The organism is Aeribacillus sp. FSL K6-3256, from assembly GCF_037965805.1.
Taxonomy (GTDB): Bacteria; Bacillota; Bacilli; order Bacillales; family Aeribacillaceae; genus Aeribacillus; species Aeribacillus composti.
Genome location: NZ_CP150188.1, coordinates 2,450,402 through 2,470,577 on the forward strand (window position 1 = coordinate 2,450,402; position 20,176 = coordinate 2,470,577).

General features: G+C 37.7%; 16 protein-coding genes. 5 read left to right on the forward strand and 11 right to left on the reverse strand.

What is annotated here, in order from left to right; genetic code table 11:
• Positions 1-230: 230 nt before the first annotated feature.
• Complete coding sequence (locus tag NSQ84_RS11790) at positions 231-1,025, reverse strand: SDR family oxidoreductase (RefSeq protein WP_094246172.1); 795 nt, start codon at positions 1,023-1,025, stop codon at positions 231-233.
• Entirely contained in the window at positions 1,026-1,994 is a 969-nt protein-coding gene (locus NSQ84_RS11795; RefSeq protein ID WP_130157794.1) for an MBL fold metallo-hydrolase, read from the reverse strand.
• A 325-nt stretch (positions 1,995-2,319) separates the two neighbouring features.
• On the opposite strand from NSQ84_RS11795, the gene proC reads away from it, so the two are divergent.
• Both proC and namA read left to right on the forward strand, forming a co-directional pair.
• Positions 2,320-3,156: a pyrroline-5-carboxylate reductase gene (proC, locus tag NSQ84_RS11800; RefSeq protein ID WP_130157792.1), complete on the forward strand. Its 837-nt coding sequence runs from the start codon at positions 2,320-2,322 to the stop codon at positions 3,154-3,156.
• Between the two features lie 129 nt (positions 3,157-3,285).
• Positions 3,286-4,311, forward strand: a complete 1,026-nt coding sequence (gene namA, locus NSQ84_RS11805; protein WP_130157790.1) for an NADPH dehydrogenase NamA — start codon at positions 3,286-3,288, stop codon at positions 4,309-4,311.
• A 263-nt stretch (positions 4,312-4,574) separates the two neighbouring features.
• Here the strand turns inward: namA and rnz are convergent, their stop codons facing one another.
• Complete coding sequence (gene rnz / locus NSQ84_RS11810) at positions 4,575-5,504, reverse strand: ribonuclease Z (protein WP_130157788.1); 930 nt, start codon at positions 5,502-5,504, stop codon at positions 4,575-4,577.
• 177 nt (positions 5,505-5,681) lie between these two features.
• Between rnz and zwf the strand changes: the two genes are divergently transcribed.
• Positions 5,682-7,157, forward strand: coding sequence for a glucose-6-phosphate dehydrogenase (gene zwf, locus NSQ84_RS11815; RefSeq protein WP_066247642.1), 1,476 nt, complete (start codon positions 5,682-5,684; stop codon positions 7,155-7,157).
• 85 nt (positions 7,158-7,242) lie between these two features.
• Here the strand turns inward: zwf and NSQ84_RS11820 are convergent, their stop codons facing one another.
• The 8 genes from NSQ84_RS11820 to shc all read right to left on the reverse strand — a co-directional run bounded on the left by NSQ84_RS11820 (position 7,243) and on the right by shc (position 18,357).
• Positions 7,243-7,515, reverse strand: coding sequence for an acylphosphatase (locus NSQ84_RS11820; RefSeq protein WP_094246179.1), 273 nt, complete (start codon positions 7,513-7,515; stop codon positions 7,243-7,245).
• Positions 7,516-8,383: 868 nt separating this feature from the next.
• The gene (locus NSQ84_RS11825; RefSeq protein WP_339211924.1) at positions 8,384-9,565 is read right to left on the reverse strand and encodes a sugar ABC transporter permease; all 1,182 of its coding nucleotides are present in this window, start codon (positions 9,563-9,565) and stop codon (positions 8,384-8,386) included.
• A complete protein-coding gene (locus tag NSQ84_RS11830) occupies positions 9,566-11,065 on the reverse strand; it encodes a xylose ABC transporter ATP-binding protein (RefSeq protein ID WP_130157813.1) in 1,500 nt (499 codons plus the stop codon). It lies immediately after the preceding gene.
• A gap of 91 nt (positions 11,066-11,156) precedes the next feature.
• A complete protein-coding gene (gene xylF, locus NSQ84_RS11835; RefSeq protein ID WP_339211925.1) occupies positions 11,157-12,245 on the reverse strand; it encodes a D-xylose ABC transporter substrate-binding protein in 1,089 nt (362 codons plus the stop codon).
• A gap of 221 nt (positions 12,246-12,466) precedes the next feature.
• A complete protein-coding gene (locus NSQ84_RS11840; protein ID WP_066247636.1) occupies positions 12,467-13,741 on the reverse strand; it encodes a response regulator in 1,275 nt (424 codons plus the stop codon).
• Positions 13,734-15,149 (reverse strand): sensor histidine kinase, encoded by a 1,416-nt coding sequence (locus NSQ84_RS11845; protein ID WP_339211927.1) that lies wholly within the window; start codon positions 15,147-15,149, stop codon positions 13,734-13,736. Before NSQ84_RS11845 ends, NSQ84_RS11840 begins: the two co-directional genes overlap by 8 nt.
• A gap of 14 nt (positions 15,150-15,163) precedes the next feature.
• Complete coding sequence (locus tag NSQ84_RS11850; protein WP_242513817.1) at positions 15,164-16,279, reverse strand: sugar-binding protein; 1,116 nt, start codon at positions 16,277-16,279, stop codon at positions 15,164-15,166.
• A 215-nt stretch (positions 16,280-16,494) separates the two neighbouring features.
• Complete coding sequence (gene shc / locus NSQ84_RS11855) at positions 16,495-18,357, reverse strand: squalene--hopene cyclase (protein ID WP_339211929.1); 1,863 nt, start codon at positions 18,355-18,357, stop codon at positions 16,495-16,497.
• Positions 18,358-18,447: 90 nt separating this feature from the next.
• Here shc and NSQ84_RS11860 point away from each other — a divergent pair, with 90 nt between their 5' ends.
• Together NSQ84_RS11860 and NSQ84_RS11865 are read left to right on the forward strand one after the other, a co-directional pair.
• Complete coding sequence (locus NSQ84_RS11860; RefSeq protein WP_066247631.1) at positions 18,448-19,599, forward strand: DUF2515 family protein; 1,152 nt, start codon at positions 18,448-18,450, stop codon at positions 19,597-19,599.
• The gene (locus NSQ84_RS11865) at positions 19,520-19,987 is read left to right on the forward strand and encodes a CBO0543 family protein (protein WP_066247629.1); all 468 of its coding nucleotides are present in this window, start codon (positions 19,520-19,522) and stop codon (positions 19,985-19,987) included. The genes NSQ84_RS11860 and NSQ84_RS11865 overlap by 80 nt, the downstream gene beginning before the upstream one ends.
• Positions 19,988-20,176: the final 189 nt, after the last annotated feature.

A 20,176-nucleotide genomic window follows, 5' to 3' on the forward strand; every position in this document is an offset into this window, starting at 1 on the left:
GAGCATAACAACGAAGTACGGCATCGAAAAACAGATATTAAGCTTGGAAAGCTTATTCAAAATACAGCCGCGTTTTTTAGAAGATTTAAGTTGGAGACAAATCGGTGAAAGAGCTGAATTTTTTATCAAAATAAAAAGACGCTTGACGCGCCTTTTCAGAAGTGAGAGCGGAGATTTTAGCGAAAAGTCCGCCTTCAGCTTTCTGTTCATTTCCTGCATAATGCTCCCGGTCATTTTTGCCGAAACAAATTTCCGGCAACTTTTTCAAATAGGGAGGGCATGAGACGATAAACAAGCCCGCCAAGCTCCATCCAAACAGGCATATTAATTTCCCGTTTATTTGTCAGCATCACGCTCACGATTTTTTGTGCAACAGCTTCCGGATTAAGCATCCAGCGTTGGACGTTTTTCACATAATCCCCTGACGTATCGGCAAGATTGAAAAAATCCGTTTCAATTGGACCCGGATTGACAGATGTTACAAAAATCCCGCGGTCCGCCACTTCCATCCGCAAGCTGTTCGTAAAGCCTAAAACAGCATGTTTTGTAGCAGAATAGATGCTTGATTTCGGAGTAGCTATTTTGCCAGCCTGAGAGGCGACATTAATAATATGCCCTTCCCGTTGGGCCAGCATCTTCGGAAGAACCAGCTTTGTCGCAGCAATTAATCCGAACACATTTACTTTAAACATTTGCTGCATCTCTTCGAATGTTGCTTCCTCTGCATTTCGAAAAATACCAAAACCAGCATTATTGACTAAAACATCCACTCGGTCAAAATTCTCTGTGATGTCCGTAAATACTTCGGAAACTGCGTCAAGGTCACTGACATCCAGTTCGTAATATGTACAAGAAATAGAGTGAGAGGCTTGAAGCTCATCCGAAAGTTTCTTGAGACGATCCTTCCTCCTAGCCAGCAAAACTAAATGTCCACCGCTTTCTGCAACGATCCTTGCGATTTTTTCCCCGATCCCGCTCGATGCCCCCGTAATAACTACCAATCGATCTTTAAGCCGCGAATTCATTTATTTGTCACCTCTTCGTTGCGCGGAAAAAAGTAAAACGCCATTTTCTATTCTTTTGTTAATTTTTCCATATTGTTCTAAATAATCAAGCTGAGCAACAGTTTCTGATATAGCAAATAAAAGCTCTTGTTGATAAGCAGACGGAAAAAGAAGCTTGCAAAGAGCAAACACCGTCATTTCCTGTTTTTCTAAATGCTTTAATACGGTGAGCGCGCGTTCATGCTGTTTGTCTAAACGGTTCCGAATCAACAGGTGAGGATCGAAAAATTCATCTTTATGACCCGGAAAGACAACAGAAATCGGAATATGCAAAAGCTTTTTCAAAGATTCATTATATTGCAGCTGAGGTTTTGGACGCTCTTTTCCTTCATACGGCATTTCAAGAACAGGATTGGAGGAAATGGTTTTCAGCAAATGATCGCCGCCGATCATTCGGCAGTCTTCCTCATTGTACAAAACGATATGGCTTTGGGCATGTCCAGGAGTCTCAATGACTGTAAACCCAGGCATCCCGTCTATTTCATCTCCTTCTTGAATGGAGGAGGTCAGCGGATGATTGCGTGGATATAAGGAAAGATCAAGATGATCTAAGTGTGACGCAAACGACTCCGGGACGGCAAACTGCTTCAATAATTCTAAAAAAAATTCCTTTTGCCGATCAAAAAAACGCACATCATGAGAAAGCCAAGGAGCAAGCAAACGATGGCCCAAAACACGAAGATCGCCATCAAAAAAATCGAGCAAACCGATATGGTCAGGATGATGGTGGGTAAGAATGACCTGCTCAATATCCTCAGGCACAAGCCCTATTTCCTTCAGCTTATGTTCAAAAACTCTCCACGCTTCCTCCGTTTTCATCCCTGCATCCACTAATGTCAATGCGTCCCCTTTTACAACATACACGTTCACATCTTTAATCGGATAAGGTATAGGGATCGTTATTTTATAAATTGCATCTTTGCTGAACATTTTTGCAAACCGCCTTTAATTTTTTAATATAACTTATTTTACACATGATAAATCAATTTGTCATTTTATTCGAATAATTCATAAGTATACTTGACAAGCCGTTGGAACTGATAAAAAATTAATTCTACAACGCTTTTAGAATTTAAGGCAGGGAAACATTTCATCATACAAGCCCATCCAAAGCATGCGCTTCTGTTGCTTAACAGATGAATAGTAAAACGTTTTCTCGCTACCTTTCCCACTGAATCTCTTCTCTTTTAAACTAAGTTTATAGGGAAGAAGTTCAAAAGAAACATATAAAACGATCAGGAAGGAGTCTCTTTTTATGTACAAGTTTGGATTTATCGGAGCCGGATCTATGGCGGAAGCTATTATATCCGGATTGATCAACGGGAACAAGTGCCGGAGAGAAGAGATCGTTGTGACAAACCGTTCCAATGAAAAGCGGCTCGAGGAGCTGCAAAAAACATACGGCGTCACGATTACAAAAGATAAAAAGCATTTGTTTGACAACACAAAAACGATTTTTTTCGCGATGAAGCCGAAGGACGTTGACGAGGCAGTAAAAACAGTCCGCGAATACGCAACAGAAAACCATCTTGTTATTTCCATGCTCGCAGGCGTTTCAACGAAAGCAATTGAAACATTATTCAACAAACGTATTCCCGTCATTCGAGCAATGCCGAATACGTCCGCTACCATCAGACAATCAGCAACCGCCTTGGCACAAGGACAATATGCAACGGATGGTGACCTGTCAGCAGCTGTTGAACTGTTTCAATTGATCGGAACAGTTGAAATTGTTGAAGAAGACAAGCTCGATGCCGTCACAGGACTGGCAGGAAGCGGACCAGCCTATATTTATTACATAGTAGAAGCAATGGAAAAAGCAGCAGAAGAAATCGGTTTAGAAAAGTCCATGGCACGCTCCCTCATTGTTCAAACACTTTATGGGGCAGCATTAATGTTAAAAACGTCTGACAAAGAGCCGTCTACTCTAAGAAAAGAAATAATGAGCCCAGGCGGCACAACTGAAGCCGGCTTAAGCGTCCTAAACAATCATCACGTAGATGAAGCTATTATAAGCTGTGTGAAACGGGCAGTCGAACGGTCAAAAGAATTAAACAGCGCTTTGGAGGAAAAACTGGTGAACGAACAATAATCTGAAATCGGACTCGGGTTCAGCGAGCAATACTGAACCCCTTTTTTATATTTACCAAGCAGATCATATGACAAAAATAATCATAATTGCTAAAATTTTAAAGGAAATATTTAGGGAGGCGAATAAAAGATGAAAGACCGATTATTATTTTCTCCATTTACGATTAAAGATGTCACATTGAAAAATCGAATTGTCATGTCGCCGATGTGCATGTACTCAGCCGCAAATAAAAAAGGATTTCTTGAAGATTTTCATTTCACACATTACATTTCAAGAGCGGTTGGACAGGTGGGCCTCATCATTCTTGAAGCAACAGCTGTTACGCCGGAAGGCAGAATTTCTGAATTGGACCTCGGTATATGGGAAGATGACCATATTATAAAATTGGCTGAACTTGTGCAGCAAATCAAATCATACGGAGCGAAAACAGGCATCCAGCTTGCTCATGCAGGAAGAAAGTCAAATGTGAGCGGAGACATATTCGCCCCATCTTCAATTCCTTTTGATCAAAACAGCCGTACACCGAAAGAACTGACAAAAGAACAAATAAAAGAAACGGTTGAAAAATTTCAATTAGGAGCAAAACGAGCTAAGGACGCAGGCTTTGATATCATCGAAATCCATGCAGCCCACGGTTACCTCATTAACGAATTTTTATCTCCGCTATCAAACAAGCGCAATGATGAGTACGGAGGAAGCTTAGAGAACCGCTACCGGTTTTTAAAAGAGGTTATCCAAGCCGTAAGGAAAGTGTGGGAAGGCCCGTTGTTTGTTCGTGTTTCCGCCAGTGACTATGTTGAAGGCGGATCGACGATAAATGATTACGTACAAATTGCTAAATGGCTGAAAGAGGATGGTGTCGATTTGATTGATGTCAGCTCAGGAGGGCTTGTCCCGGCAAATATAGATGTTTATCCCGGGTACCAAGTGCCATTTAGCGAAAAAATCAGACAGGAAGCAAACATCAAAACAGGGGCAGTCGGCTTAATTACTTCACCTTTGCAGGCGGAAGAGATTTTAAAAAACAACCGGGCGGATCTTATTTTTGTCGCCCGCGAATTATTGAGAAATCCATATTGGCCTTACCATGCAGCTAATGAACTAAACGCAAAAATTGAATCGCCGACACAATATGAACGCGGATGGCGCGTATAAAAGAAGAAGCTGTCTCAAAAAAGCCTTTTGAGGCAGCTTTTGTTTGCATATTGCATTTTCCAAAGCATACAGTGAGTGTTGAATCAACATATAATTCTTTCATTGCCGCAACCGAAAAAATTTTGAAAGTTCAGAGATTCTGCAAGAATCATGTCGACGATTTTTTTGCCCGATTATAGGACTAAATATGCCTGTAGACGATTCTTTTATTCTATGTAAAAAAGGCGGCGAAAGCTTCATTTTTGGCATCCCCATACCATTTTCTACTTTTTAGGAATTGGGACACATAAAAAATCATGGGCAAGGCTTGCTTCTGGAAATACAGCCCTTGCTTCAGCAAGAAGCATTTGACAATCCTCTTCGCCTTGATATCGCGAGCTAATATGCGTCAGCCATAACGTTTTTGCGTTTGCCTCTAAAGCAATTTGCGCTGCTTGAACTGTTGTCGAATGAAAATAATTGTAGGCCAAAAGCTCTTCATCCTTTGCAAATGTCGCCTCATGCACTAAAACATCCGCATCCTTTGATAATTCGACGCTTTGCTTGCAATATCTTGTATCACCCAAAATCGAAACAATCCGTCCTTTTTTGACAGGACCTAAAAAATCTTTTCCATTCAAAACTCTTCCATCAGCAAGTTGGACTGTTTCGCCATTTTTTAATTTTTTGTATATAGGTCCAGGTTTTACTCCAATTTCTTTTAATCGATCCGCTAAAAGTGTTCCGGGCAGATCCTTCTCTATAATCCGATAACCGAATGAAGGGATGCCGTGCTCCAATTTCTTTACCTTAACGATGAATTGATCATCCTCAAAAACGGTTTCATCGTCAAATATTTCTTTTGTAATAAGCGGATATTTAAGATGAGTAAAGCTTAACTTCAAAGTTTGTTCCACAAATTCTTTAATGCCGGGAGGACCGTAAATTACGAGCGGGCTCTCGGCGCCATGAAAGGATCTTGTTCCTAACAAACCGGGAAGTCCGTATATATGATCACCATGCAAATGCGTAATAAAAATTTTTTCAATTTTTGCCGGTTTGATGTTCGTATATAAAATCCGGTGCTGTGTCGCCTCGCCGCAATCAAACAGCCAAATAGAACCGCGTTCTTCAAGCAATTCAAGCGCAATGGAAGACACATTTCGATGTTTGGCCGGCAGACCAGCACCTGTTCCTAAAAAATAAAGATTCAACGTTCGCTCCTCCAAATGTCTTTTTATCTGTTATTATAATACATTCATTCAATATTTAGCAGAAAAATCAGCAAATATTATTTGCGTTACAGTACGTTTACCTTTAAAATTAAATATTTGAACGGGTACATATTTTTAGCAAAATTTATAGCAAAACGATAAAGTGAGGTACGTTCAGTGAATACAATCCAGTTACCAAAAGCAATCATCATTATATTCGGAGCAACAGGAGATTTAGCAAAAAGGAAATTATTCCCATCCATTTACCGTTTATATCAAAGCGGTAAGATCAGCGAAGAATTCGCGGTCGTTGGCGTGGCAAGAAGACCATGGACGAACGAAACGTTCAGGGAAAATGTTAAAGATTCCGTTGAAAATGCAGTTTCCGTCAACAGCGATCTAACATCCTTTACTTCGCATTTTTATTATCATCCGTTTGATGTATCGAACCAGTCTTCGTATCACAGCTTAAAAAGCTTACTTTCCGACTTGGATGAAAAATATCAAACGGAAGGGAACCGAGTCTTTTACTTGGCGATGGCGCCTGAATTTTTCGGAATCATCGCTAACAATTTAAAAGAGCACGGTTTAAAAGATACAAACGGATGGACAAGACTTGTCATTGAAAAGCCGTTCGGCCATGACCTAGCTTCCGCCCAAAAATTAAACGATGAAATCCGTGCCGCATTCGATGAAGAGCAAATTTACCGAATCGACCACTATTTAGGAAAAGAAATGGTGCAAAATATTGAAGTCATTCGATTTGCCAATGCGCTTTTTGAACATTTATGGAATAACCGTTTTATTTCCAATATTCAAATTACTTCAAGCGAATCACTCGGCGTGGAAGACCGGGGCAACTATTATGAAACATCCGGTGCGCTCAGAGATATGGTGCAAAACCATATGCTGCAGATGGTGGCTTTGCTTGCGATGGAACCGCCAATTAAATTAACGACTGACGAAATTCGTTCCGAAAAAATTAAAGTGCTTCGTGCTTTACGGCCAATTCAGGAAAATGAAGTCGACAGCTATTTTGTAAGAGGCCAATATACAAAGGGAATAATTAATGGAAAAGAGGTTATCGGCTACCGAGAAGAAGCAAATGTAGATCCCGATTCCAATACAGAAACGTTTGTGGCCGGAAAGATTTTGATTGACAATTACCGTTGGGCAGGCGTTCCTTTTTACATTCGCACAGGAAAGCGGATGAAAGAAAAATCAACAAAAATTGTTGTCGAATTTAAAGATATTCCAATGAACCTATACTTTAAAAAGGAAAGCGACCGCGTTCCAAACTTGCTTGTCATCCATATCCAGCCTGATGAAGGGATTACGCTTCATCTCAATGCCAAAAAAGCGGGAGTAAGCTCAGAGGCTACACCAATTAAGCTTTCTTACAACAATAACGGCATCGACGGCATGAACACTCCGGAGGCATATGAAAGATTGCTATATGATTGCATGCAAGGCGATGCCACGAATTTTACCCACTGGGATGAAGTCGCCTTATCATGGGCATATGTTGATCCGATTTCAAATGCATGGTCCCGTAAAAAAGCGGCCTTCCCTAACTATGAGGCAGGCTCGATGGGTCCTAAAGAAGCGGATGAACTTCTTGCCAAAGACGGCTTCCATTGGTGGCCGATCTAATGACATTTTTCAATTTAAAAGTGTTGCCTTATTAAAACACCCCTTGTACAAATAGGGGTGTTTTATCATATTGATGCTTTAATAATTAATAACGAATATCAAACTTTTGAAAGCCTTCCACTTCATCATGTTCCGTTAATTGTATATTTTCAACTTTTGAAAAAGGACTACCTTTTTGAATAGAGGCAAGAAAGTTCTGTAAATTTTGCTCCTCTCCTTCTGCAACGATTTCAACCGTTCCGTCCATCTTGTTTCGAACCCAACCGGAAATTTGGTGCTCGACCGCTTTTGATTGCGTAAAATATCGAAACCCCACTCCTTGCACACGTCCTGAAACAATGATATGGTATTGCTTCATTTTTTCACTCCTTTCATAAATATTCTTCATTTCTATCTTAATTTATTTTTTACCGAATTTAGATATAAACGAAACGGTTTGTGAAAGAATTAATCAAAAAAGTGATAGTTAAAAAATATATCCAATAGAGGCTGTCTAAAAAGTCAAATCCTCATTGAAAAATATCAATCTATCAACATTTCTAAAACATTAAAAGAGCGTCTATAAGCCGAAAAACGACTTATTAAACATCCCCATCCAAATTATAGAAAGTAAAGTTCATAGGGGGAATTTACACAATAATTTGGACTTGACCAAAGAATTTTGCAAGTTAAAAAGATAGAAAATCAATATAAGATGGAAAAAATCCAATCACAACTAACGCCAACCGAATGAAAAATATTAGAGTTCATAGATAATACGTGAAATTGCAGATGAAATGTTCATTTCCATCCGAACGGTCAAAAACCATGTCAACAACATTTTAAAAAATGGAAGAAAAAAGCAGCAAAAAAAAAAAAAAAAAAAAAAAAAAAAAAAAAAAAAAAAAAAAAAAAAAAAAAAAAAATTAGGCTTATTTAAGAGGTAAGTTTAGTTATCGAACTTCTTAATTGCTTCTGGAGTTACCTATAGGCTTTTTTATTTATGTGATTTTATATTTAATAAATCACATTCCGTCCTTAGTGATTTTCCTTCGTTGAAATACGATGCCTAAATGACCACAAGAATAGGAAATGAAATGAGGATTATTCCAAGCTTTCCATAGTTTGATATAGTCTTCATAATTATATGGAAATTTTACAGCATACTGGTACATTTTTACCAATACAAATAGGGCTGAAACTATGAATGATATCCAAAGTTCAGCCCTTTTGTCGCAGATTTTTAACTACTTATTTTTTTTACGGCTTGCAATATCTATCCAGACTGCTAGTACAAGAATACTTCCTTTCACAATGTACTGCCAATAGGTGTCCAGCCCCATAAGGGACATTCCATTATCGAGCGATGTCATGACCATGGCCCCTATAATCGCACCAATAATCGTTCCAGATCCGCCCATTAAAGAGGTTCCGCCAATGACACATGCAGCGATAGCATCTAATTCATACATCTGACCAGCCGAAATGGTAGCAGAAGAAAGACGAGCTGTTAACACAATTGCTGCAACGGCTGATAACAATCCGCTAAATACAAACAGCAGCATCGTGCGACTTTTAATATTAATTCCTGATAAACGCGCAGCTTCTGAATTTCCGCCAATTGCATAAATATGACGGCCAAATGTTGTGTTATTCGCAATAAATGAAAAAATGACTGCCAAACCGATAACAAATATAATGGGAAACGGAATTCCTTTATAGCTGTTCATCGTGATGACGAATAAAACAATGAGTGAGCTAAGAAAAAGTATTTTCATGATTTCCAATGAAAGAGGCATTACTTCAAATCCATAATTTAAGCGAGTTTTTCGTTTTCTTATTGTTAAAATAACCAAAATGACTACTGCTAGTATGGCCAACACAATCCCAAACATATTTGTAAAATAGGCACTTCCAAGGGCAATAAAATTCGCATCAAAAATAGGAATGGTTGTTGATTTCGTTATTCCCATTAAGATACCGCGAAATGCCATCATACCGCCTAAAGTGACAATAAATGCAGGAATTGCCTGATAGGCAACTAGCCAACCCTGAAGTAGGCCAACAATTGCACCAGCAACTAACGTGATAACAATGACAACAATCGTTGGCATTCCCATCCAGTTACTAAATATGGCAGCAATACCTCCTGTAAGACCTACAATGGATCCGACAGATAAGTCAATGTGTCCGGCAACAATAACGAGGACCATTCCAATCGCTAAAATAGAAGTAACAGACATTTGAGTGAATAAATTTGAAAGGTTACGCGCTGTTAAGAATGTATCGTTCAAAATTCCAAAGAACAGCCAAATCGCAACTATGGCACCAATCATCGTGTAAGCCCGTACGTCAATTTTTCCGATTATATCTTTCAACGACTTTTTTTTGACATTTGTCTTTTGTTGAGCCGTCACTTTTAATTCCATTTATTTCCCTCCTCCCGTTGCTGCTGACATAATTTTTTCTTGTGTGGCTTCTTCTTTCGTCAGTTCTTTCACAAATCTGCCTTCGTTCATGACCAGAATTCGATCGCTCATACCAAGTATTTCAGGCAGCTCTGATGAGATCATAATGATTGCGACTCCTTCATTAACCAGCTGATTCATTAATTGATAAATCTCATATTTTGCCCCTACATCAATTCCCCGTGTAGGTTCATCTAAAATTAAAATTTTCGGCTTAGACATCAACCATTTGGCAATAACGACTTTTTGCTGATTCCCTCCCGATAATGCTCCAACTTTCGTTTCGAGAGATGCCGTTTTAGTTTTTAACTTCTGGACAAACTGTTGGCTTGATTTCATTTCTTCATTATGGTTCATAACGCCCCATTTGCTAATTTTTTTCAAACTGGCAAGAGTGGTATTTGTTTTCACATCCATACTTAAAACAAGACCAAAGCGTTTTCGATCTTCTGTCACTAATGCTATCCCTTCATTAATAGCATCTTGAACATTGCGAATGTGAACCTTTTTACCTTCTATCCATACCTCGCCTTCCCGTTTTCCCTCATATGCTCCAAAAAGACTTGTGGCAAGCTCTGATCTACCAGACCCCATTAATCCAGCTATTCCAAGGATTTCTCCTTTTCTAAGTGAAAAGGAAATATTATCATTTACCTTCATTTTTGGCATGTCTGGATGCCAGACAGAATAGTTTTTCACTTCAAGAATCGTTTCTTTTGGAGTTCGTTCAGCTTGCGGATATCGTTCCGTTAATTCTCTGCCGACCATTAAAGAAATAATTTCATCTTCACTTGTTTCATCTTTGGATAGAGTTGCAATGGATTTTCCATCACGTAAGACGGTTATGGAATCAGCTAAACGAAAAACTTCAGGCATTTTGTGAGAAATGTAAATACATGTTACCCCTTTTTTTCTCAATTCCTCTAAAATTCCCATTAATATTTCGACTTCACTCTCTGTTAAGGCAGCTGTCGGTTCATCTAAAATCAATATCTTCGTATTTTTAGACAAAGCTTTGGCAATTTCCACAAGTTGTTGCTGCCCGATGCCAAGTGAATAGATTTTCGTTTGAGGAGCCACATTTAAACCTACTGCATTTAACCATTCGGATGACTCATAAAACAATTGATCCCATTGGATGACGCCATATTTTTTCGGTTCTGCTCCTAGAAAAATGTTCTCTCCAACTGTCAAATCTTTAACGAGTGCAAGTTCTTGGTGAATAATTGCAATCCCTGCCTTTTCTGCATCTTTAATATTGCGGAAATGTACAGGGGTTCCGTTTATACGAATCTCTCCTGAATATGTTCCAGTTGGATATAATCCACTTAATACTTTCATTAACGTCGATTTACCCGCTCCATTTTCACCACAGAGCGCATGAATTTCACCTTTTTTCACTTTAAATGTTACACGGTCTAATGCTTTCACTCCGGGAAACTCTTTTGTTATTTGATCCATCTCTAACGAATACAACCATCTTCCCTCCCATTCGCAGCATGATAGAATGAGAAAGGTCTGACTCTTTTGTAAGAGTCAGCCTTTATAACATTTAATTCTGTTTTGGCCATTGATCTTTTGGAACATTTTGATAGACATCTTCTAATTTGTGAAATCCATCTTTAATGACAGTATCTAGAACATTTTCTTTCGTTACAGCAATAGGATCGAGAAGGACAGATGGAACATCGATTTTACCGTTCGGTATTTTTTGATCTGTTTCGATTTTTTCTCCTTTTGCAACAGCTACAGCTATTTCAGCCGCTTTCGTGGCAATAGCATGAATTGGTTTATAAACCGTCATTGTTTGCGTTCCTTCCACGATGCGTTGCAGCGCAGCCAGCTCTGCATCTTGACCAGACACAGGGATTTTCCCTGCCAGTCCTTGAGCCGCTAATGCTTGAATGGCGCCGCCAGCTGTGCCATCATTTGCTGCTATAACTGCTTGAATATTATTTTTATTTGCTGTTAAAGCGTTTTCCATATTTTTCAATGCTTCTTCAGGCTTCCAGTCCTTTGAGAACTGATCATAAACAATCTTAATATCCCCTTTTTCTTCAAGCGGTTTTAACACATTCATAGCTCCTTCACGGAATAGGTGAGCATTATTATCTGTATCGGCACCACCGATGTATACATAGTTTCCAGTCGGTGCTTGCTTAACAATCTCTTTCGCCTGCATTTCCCCAACTCGAACATTGTCAAAAGATACATAGTAGTCTACATCTGCATTTTTAATCAGGCGGTCATATGAAATAACCTTAATTCCTTCTTTATGCGCTTTGTCAACAATAGCTGCTGTAGCTTCTGCATTATGTGGTACAACAACTAACACATCTACCCCTTCGGAAATTAATTGTTCTGCTTGATTCAATTGAGCGGCATCATCGCCATTAGCCGCAAGCGTTTTTACTTCTGCTCCTAATTCTTTTACCTTTGCTTCAAACAGGTCTTTATCGCGCTGCCAGCGCTCCTCCTTTAACGTATCCATTGAGAAACCAACCACAATTTTGTCGCCATCTTCTTTTGCTTGACTGTTTTTGTCCTCGCCTCCCGATGAAACAACGCCGCATCCTGTTAAAGCAGAAGCTAAAACAAGTGATGCAGCTGCCATCGATAAAGTTTTCCACCATTTCTTCATTTGAAACCCCCCTCGTAATGTTTACGCTTTCATTTTTAAGCCTATCACGCATATGAAAACGATTTCTTTCTTATTTCCTTCACTTTTTCGACTTATAAAGGGACATTTTTCACCTGTAAAAATTTTACTGACTACCAAAATAGGATTCTTTTAATATTTGTCAAAAAAGTGCTAAAAAAAGATCACCCCTCCTGCACGTATAGGAGAAGTGATCGAATTTATCATTTATTTTTCTGCAGTTGGTTTCGATACTCTTTTGGCGTCATTTTTGTAACTTTTTTAAAAACTCGGCTAAAATAGTTAGGATCGTTATAACCAACATAATAAGAGATTTCTTTTACGTTAAGGTGGTATTGTTTCATCAGTTCTTTCGCTTTTTCAATACGCATGTGTGTTAAAAAATCAGAGAACGTTTGGCCCGTTTCCTGTTTAAATCGTTTACTAAAATAGTGTGGATGAAAATTCATCAATTGAGCGACTTCCTCTAGTGTAATATCTTCGTGAAAATGATCAGAAATAAATTGAAGTGCTATATCTAGTCCCTTCGTATTCTCTGAATTTAGTAAAGCTCGATTCTTTTCTTTCTTGTCTGAATCGTGTGCAGCCTCTACTTCTGAAATATGTTTTACCCGTCCAAAATACGGTTGAGATGTTACAGCCAGAAGAGCTTCTTGATATGACTTTTTAAAGCCTTGAATATCCTTTTGCAAAGTACCAATTCCTATTTTAATTTTTTTGTTTGTTCGTTTTTCGATTTCCTTCAACCATTTCATGGAAAGAGTAATCCATTGATTTCTCGTCATGTCCTGATCGGAAGGAAACGAAAATATCGTCATACGATGATCGATTAAAGGACTGCATATACACTCTTGTTTATTTTTCATATACCTTTTGACAATTTGGTATAAATCTTGTTTCTCTTCCATCTTTATATCGGAAAATTCAATGACAAAGGCTACACTAGTTCGGTGAGGGATTTTTAACAGAGAAAGCAATTCATCCACGTCTGTTTCTGATACTGCATCCATCATAATCATTAGGGCACATTCGGATTCACTAATTGAAAAAAGGTGTCCCAGCTTTTCTTTCATTTTCAGTTCCTTCTCACGATTTAGCAATTCTTCTTCTAATTCTGATATACATTTTTTCAACACAGAGACAATTTTCTCTTTTTTAGCCGGTTTTAAAATATAATCATTCACACCGAGTTCAATGGCTTCTTTTGCATAGGAAAAATAATCAAATGCAGTTAATATAATGATTTTAATCTTAGGATTTTGTTTTTTTATTTCTTCAATCGCCTCCAGTCCTTGAATACCAGGCATTTTTAAATCCATAAATATAATTTCCGGCTGATGCTTTTCCATCTGTTGTATCGCCAATCGGCCATTTTCAGCATGAAAAATTTGAAATTGATTGGGCAAACATTTTTGAATCATCAATTCTAACCCTTCACGCTCTAGAGGTTCATCATCTGCAATGAGAAGTTTATACATGCATCTTTTCCCCCCTTACTCTTGGTAATGACAACAAAATCGTGGTGCCGCGACCTTGCTTGCTTTTAATATCCACGATATCATGTACTTGGTAAAATAATCGCAAACGTCGAAACACATTTTCCATTCCTAATCCTGTTGAATGTCCTGTTGATTTTTTAATTGAAAAAGATGGTGACTCGAGTATTGTTTTCACAATCCTTTCATCCATCCCTACACCATTATCCGAAATTTTCACCAACACTCTTCCTTCTTTTTCTTTGACGCTTAACTCAATAACAGCTCCTGATTCCATTGATTCGATCCCGTGGACAAAAGCATTTTCAAGCAAAGGCTGAATCGTAAGTGCAGGTATTGATTGGTCTAAACAATGATTATCAATCTCCATTTGAAATGAAATACGGTCACGAAATCGTGCTTTTTGTATGGCAAAATACTCTTTTGCATTTTCAATTTCTTCACGCAGCATGACAGGTTCGTTTAATTTCCGCAAATTATATCGTAATAAATTGGAAGTAGAAATGGTTAGTTCACTCGTTTTTTCAGCTCCTTCAATATATGCAAGCTTTGAGATCACATTTAATGTGTTAAATAAAAAGTGCGGGTTAATTTGACTTTGAAGTGCTTTTAACTCTAATTCTCTCATTAATTTTTCTTTTTCTAGTATTTCCATATTTTTAGAGATTAATTTTCGTAAATTTTCAATCATCTGATTAAACACTTTTCCTAGTACCCCAACCTCATCATTTGGCTGGTATATCGGCACGTTCGTATTTAAGTCTCCCGCAGCGACTTGTTTAGCTGTTTGAACAAGCTGCTGAATGGGAATGACGATACTTCGAGACAGCCAGATAGCAAATACGATACTTAATGCTGTGGTTACAATAAACAAACTTCCTCCCCATTTATTCATATTTTCGTTAATTGCCAACATACTATTATACACAGGCTGGTATTCACTCAATTCCATGTCTACTAGTTGTTGGCTATCCTCCCGAATGAAAGAAGCAACTCTTTCTATTTCTTTGAATTGATCAGCTTGATCCAGAAATTTTTTTTCTTTTAAGTTTGTTAAAATAGCTTCTTCCAGTTGGAGAAAAGTATTGATCATATTTTTGTAATTATCAACTACTAAAGCATTACTGGCCGAATTGTTGCTTAAATTACTTTGCAGAGCTTCTAAATTAGCTTTATGTTTAATTAGCAAGTTAAGATTTTCTTTGTCTTGATATATGAGATAGCTGCTTAAATAGCGAAGATTTTCTTGAGTTTCATTGGAAATTTGTTTGTATAAGTAAATACGATGGACCATGAAGTCATAGCTCTTTTGAACTTTTTTTCCACTATCAAAAATAAAAAATGCTATAGTATTGAGTAAAATGACGAGCAATGGAATAAAGATAAACAATTTTGTCCGTATATTCACGGTGTTACCTCCATTTGTACGTTTGATGCATCTACTTTTTTGCTTGAAGTAAAATATACGTTTGGAATAGGTTGTCCTTGCAAATGCTTGGACATTAATTGAACAGCAATAAAACCCATTTCATATGGTTTTTGAATGATGGTTGCTGTAATCTCTCCTTTTTTTATTGCCAATAATGTTTCTTCGACGTCATCAAATCCAAAAATTTGAATATCGGATCGTTGCAAATTTTTCACAGCCACTGTCATACCAATTGCATCTAAAGCACTTGTCCCAACCATCACTGAAATATCGGGATATTTTCTTAACATAATATCAGCTTGAATGGACGCTTGTATTCTTGAAATATTGGATGCTTGGACTTCCACTACTTCTAACCTTGGATGTTGTTTAATAACTGACAAAAAACCATCTAGCCGCTCCTGTTGATTGTCAGATGATTCACTCCCAATAATAACCCCAATTTTATGCTGCCCTGTTGTCATATCTACCACGGTTTTCCCAAGCAATTGACCAGCTGCAAAATTGTCTGTCCCTACATAGGAAAGACGACGGCTCGCTTTAGCATCTGTATCAATTGTGATAATTGGAATATTTTTGGATATTGCTTTATTAATGATTGGAGTAAATGTTTCTTCATCCAAACTTTGAACAATGATTCCATCTACTTTAGAAGCAATTGCTTTTTCTAATAACTTAATCTGTTCTTCAATACTTGTTCGTAACGGAGCGACATATTCAACTTCTACTTGAAACTTTTTTGCAGCATCCTGAGCACCTTTTTCTACTTTCCGCCAGTATGGATTATCGAATTCTTGAGCAATAAGAATAAAATGCGGAGGTTCTTCATGTAGGGAAACCCTTTTGTCAAGAGCTTCCACTGTCTCTTCCATCTGCTTTGACGTCCATATAAATTGAATAAAAACATATAGAAACAAAATAATTAAGAATAAAAAAGTTAATGTCCATCTTTTGTTTGACATATATTTCACCTTTAGCTCAAATAAATTGTAACCGTTTACAGTTAATCCGATTAAATATTTTGATAATCTACAAGCCTTATATCTATTAATATTATTATAAACTAGTGCGATTTCCTTTTTATTTTTCATAAATTTCTCATGTATGACTCCTCATAGGGAAATAATTCATAGCTTTTGTCTTACACTGATCGCTTTTTCCCTTTAGGAGTCTCGCGAATTTCACTTTAAATGAGGATAGCTTTCCATTGAAACATCGTTCTACTATTTTTCGGTAAAAAGGTTAAAAATTAATTATCAAAAATGTTACGGCCGTAGCTTTTTGCATACAAATTTCCATCCTCTAATCACCATTTCTTTACAAAATGAGCCAATGCCAGCAAAGGAAAAATATATTCATAGCTTGGATAATGAATGTAAAATCCGCCAGGTAAGCCTTGACCTTTTGGGTATGTGATTGTCCATGAATTTTCATCTTTTGAATTTAATAAATAGTTCACTGCTTGATTCATTTGTGGTGTAACCGTTTCTTCTGCCGCTGCCAAAGCGTCTAATGCCCACGCGGTATGCACTCTAGTACTAGCTGGTAAAGGGATAAATTTTTTCTGTATATCACTTTTACAAGACTCTCCCCAGCCCCCATCGTCATTTTGAATGGAGTATAACCATTTCACAGCCTTTCGTACGGCAGGGTGATCTCTTCTCACCTTTACTGCGATTAAGCCTGTTAATGCACACCATGATCCATAAATATAACAAATTCCCCATCGTCCATACCAAGAACCATCGCTTCGTTGATTTTTTAAAAGCCACTTTACCCCTTGTTTTATAAACGTTTGATTGTAGCTTGATCGTGTAAAATTCCCTAAAAACTCCAACGTTCTTCCCGTTAAATCAGGCGTTGATGGGTCAAGAAGCATTTTTTCCCCGCCTTCTATCGGAAGCCAAGATAGCGATGACTTATTGACATTTTTTTCGAACGATCCCCAGCCTCCATCATCGTTTTGCATAGACAGGAGCCATTTCATTCCTCGATCCCAAAAGGAGCGATTATTTAATGCTTCTTTTCGCAACGCGCGTAAAGCCGCTGTTGTATCATCAATATCCGGATTCATCGTATTAATATTTGAAAATCCCCATCCCCCCGGTATTTGATACGGATTATGAACAGCCCAATCACCATATAGATAGTGCTGGCGAGAAAGCAAATATTGATTTGCTCTTTGAATAGAAGCTGACGCAGATGGTACACCAGCTTCTTGTAATGAATAGCTTAATAATGCCGTATTCCAAACAGTTGCCGTCGTGTATTGAATATGAGTGTGTCCATCTATTGTTGTCTTCATTGACTTTAGCCCTTGAACAGCCCGAACAATAACTGGATGCTTTTTCGAATATCCTAGAGCCATCAGAGCAAAAATCATTAAAAATGTTGAACTAAAGTAGCTATAAAAGGTACCATCTTGTTCAATTCGATTTAACATATATTGTTCTGCTCGATGTAATGCCAATCGATGAAGCTCAAAAGGAATACCTACTAATTGTTTCATGCCGTCATATATAAACGAAAAAAAAGAACGCCATTCAGAAGAGTCCAAGTCCCAAAGGTCTTCATTTCTATGAACATATAAGTCTGATAAGTCAGGAGTATGCTTTGTCTTTATACTAAACTTGCGATCAGCAGCAATCAATATTGGTATTAAATTGGCTCTTGCATAAACGGAAAAGTCAAAAAAATTTACAGGAAAAGTAGTTGGAAATAAAATGAATTCGATCGGCAGATGAAAGGATTTAGGCCATTTGATTTGGCCCGTTAAAGCAAGCATGACTTTCGTAAACATATTTACTTTTCCAATGCCACCATAGTTTATGATAAACTTCCTAGCTAGTCGCATGTTTGTATTGTTTTGATCGATGAATCCCGAATAAAGTAAAGCATAGTATGCTTCAACTGTTGTGGATAGATTTCCCTTCTCTTCATCGTAAAACAGCTTCCATGCTCCGTTTTTCTCCTGTTTACTTAATATCCTGTCAACGAGTGATTGAATGAATTGTTCATCATGAATTTCCAATGTTCGTAATAAGATAATCATATAACAATCTGTGGCAATACCCGTTTCAAATGGGAAATCCCAAGCTCCGTCAAAATTTTGCCTCTTTAGGATTAATTCCGCCAATCGATTGATTTCAGCTTCAATTCGTTGTTTCATCCTATTCACCACCACTTCATGTAGTAAGTTTTAGCTTATTCCTATACATATTCAGCTTTTATGGAAGCTATTCGATGAGGGAGGAATAGGATGGTCTTTCCATGGTTGAACAACAATAAATTGATCGATCAACAGCTTTTGAAAATTAAGGAAGATCTCGTCGAAAAAATGAAAAGTAACGTAAATCAGCCTATGCCTCCATTACAAACATGGGAACAAAACATCATTGATTCCATTGTGAACGTGACAAATACACTCAACACTAACAACGTAACTAGAACAGCTGCATATTTAAATTTTTATATCAGGCATCCAGACATCCATTGGGCGCTCTTAGGACATATGGTTTCCCGGAATGGAGGATGGCATATGACAGATTTAAAAGGAGACTTGTTATCAAGGCTAATATCAGAAAAGGAGCAAAAAAACTACTTTTTATTTTTAGAACGTGGAAATTGGTTAATCTTTCAAGATGTATTCCCGCAATTTTTACTTTATCACCACAGCTTGCGCATGAAACGAAACTTATTTTACCTCCTCCCCTATTTAAACGTATCAACATTTATGGAAACAATCTGGAATCACTATTGGGAAAACAGAAACTATTATCTACTGGCAATCGCAACGGTCATCAATGAACAAAACTATTTAGAAAAACATGTTATTCAAAATCATCATTTTCAAAAGACCGTATTAAACACGATTGGTTTCAAGCTTTATGATTTTTTGCGATTTAATCACATCATCTTTCCGTATGTCGAAAATGAAACAAAGCCTGCTTTAATCGGAGCGACGCTGCAGCATTTTGCATCGCTTCATGAACGAATTATGTTAGGTAAACGTTTATATTCTTTGCTTTTTCACCAAGAGAACGTTTTACAAGGAGTGCTGCGTTGGGCAAAAAAAAATAAGCATACAGGTTCGAGAGCAGACTACTGGGGGCACCTCTTTCATCATGTGAAAGAATCATTGCCAGGCACAATCTATAAACGAAGGACAAAAAAGTGCGAGTTGAAAAAAGGAGAGCCGCGCATTTACAGCCCTCAATTAAAATTCGCTTGGGGAAATATCAAACACGAAGACGCGGACAGTGGAGATTGGTTCCATGATTGGAAGGTCATCCACTATTTAAAAGAAGAAACATTTTCAGGCGGGGATATTTATGAAGATTATTGTAAAACAATCGAAAAAATTGAACTTACCATCATGGCGAAAAAAGCAATTTTTCTTAGAAAGGAATAACATTGCTTTACTTGCTGCAGCACTTTTTGCCTCTTTACTTGGAACATACTTAGATTTGATTTTTGTTGAATGCAGATTTTACGCCTTTCCAAAACGATTGTTCCCGAAAATCTTCTCTATTAACATCTTGTTTACGCTCGTCATTCTACCTATTATCACCGCCTCATTTTTAATCGTCATGCATAAAATCCGTCCTTTTGTTCGCCCAATCCTACTTTGCTTAATTGGTATTTTAGCCTGCATTTTTGAACAAGCGGCTGAACGAGCGGGCGTGTTTATCCATTCTTCTAATTGGAATCATTTCTATTCTTTTTTTGGATATATCCTTTTCTTTATAATTATATGGAGATTTTACAGCATACTGGTGAATTCTCCCCAAAACAATTAGGGCTGCAACGTTCAGCCCTTTGAAGCTGTCGATTACGGGAAAAGAGGCTCCAATAAAAGGATCAATGAGATTCTGGAGAATGATAAATCGGTGATTTTTTCGGTCTTGACAATAATTGCTGTTTTAAGCCCGACAGCATAATTAACGGCATCGATTTTGAAATAGCTGAAGCATCCAGCAAAAATATTA

Bases quoted from the DNA above. Each gene is read 5' to 3' on its own strand.
- NSQ84_RS11825 (WP_339211924.1), bottom strand. From the start codon at position 9,565: ATGGAATTAAAAGTGACGGCTCAACAAAAGACAAATGTCAAAAAAAAG.
- shc (WP_339211929.1), bottom strand. From the start codon at position 18,357: ATGAAACAACGAATTGAAGCTGAAATCAATCGATTGGCGGAATTAATC.
- NSQ84_RS11820 (WP_094246179.1), bottom strand. From the start codon at position 7,515: ATGAAGCAATACCATATCATTGTTTCAGGACGTGTGCAAGGAGTGGGG.
- proC (WP_130157792.1), top strand. From the start codon at position 2,320: ATGTACAAGTTTGGATTTATCGGAGCCGGATCTATGGCGGAAGCTATT.
- namA (WP_130157790.1), top strand. From the start codon at position 3,286: ATGAAAGACCGATTATTATTTTCTCCATTTACGATTAAAGATGTCACA.
- NSQ84_RS11830 (WP_130157813.1), bottom strand. From the start codon at position 11,065: ATGGATCAAATAACAAAAGAGTTTCCCGGAGTGAAAGCATTAGACCGT.
- NSQ84_RS11790 (WP_094246172.1), bottom strand. From the start codon at position 1,025: ATGAATTCGCGGCTTAAAGATCGATTGGTAGTTATTACGGGGGCATCG.
- NSQ84_RS11795 (WP_130157794.1), bottom strand. From the start codon at position 1,994: ATGTTCAGCAAAGATGCAATTTATAAAATAACGATCCCTATACCTTAT.
- NSQ84_RS11840 (WP_066247636.1), bottom strand. From the start codon at position 13,741: ATGTATAAACTTCTCATTGCAGATGATGAACCTCTAGAGCGTGAAGGG.
- NSQ84_RS11865 (WP_066247629.1), top strand. From the start codon at position 19,520: ATGAAGATTATTGTAAAACAATCGAAAAAATTGAACTTACCATCATGG.
- xylF (WP_339211925.1), bottom strand. From the start codon at position 12,245: ATGAAGAAATGGTGGAAAACTTTATCGATGGCAGCTGCATCACTTGTT.
- NSQ84_RS11860 (WP_066247631.1), top strand. From the start codon at position 18,448: ATGGTCTTTCCATGGTTGAACAACAATAAATTGATCGATCAACAGCTT.
- NSQ84_RS11850 (WP_242513817.1), bottom strand. From the start codon at position 16,279: ATGAAAAATAAAAAGGAAATCGCACTAGTTTATAATAATATTAATAGA.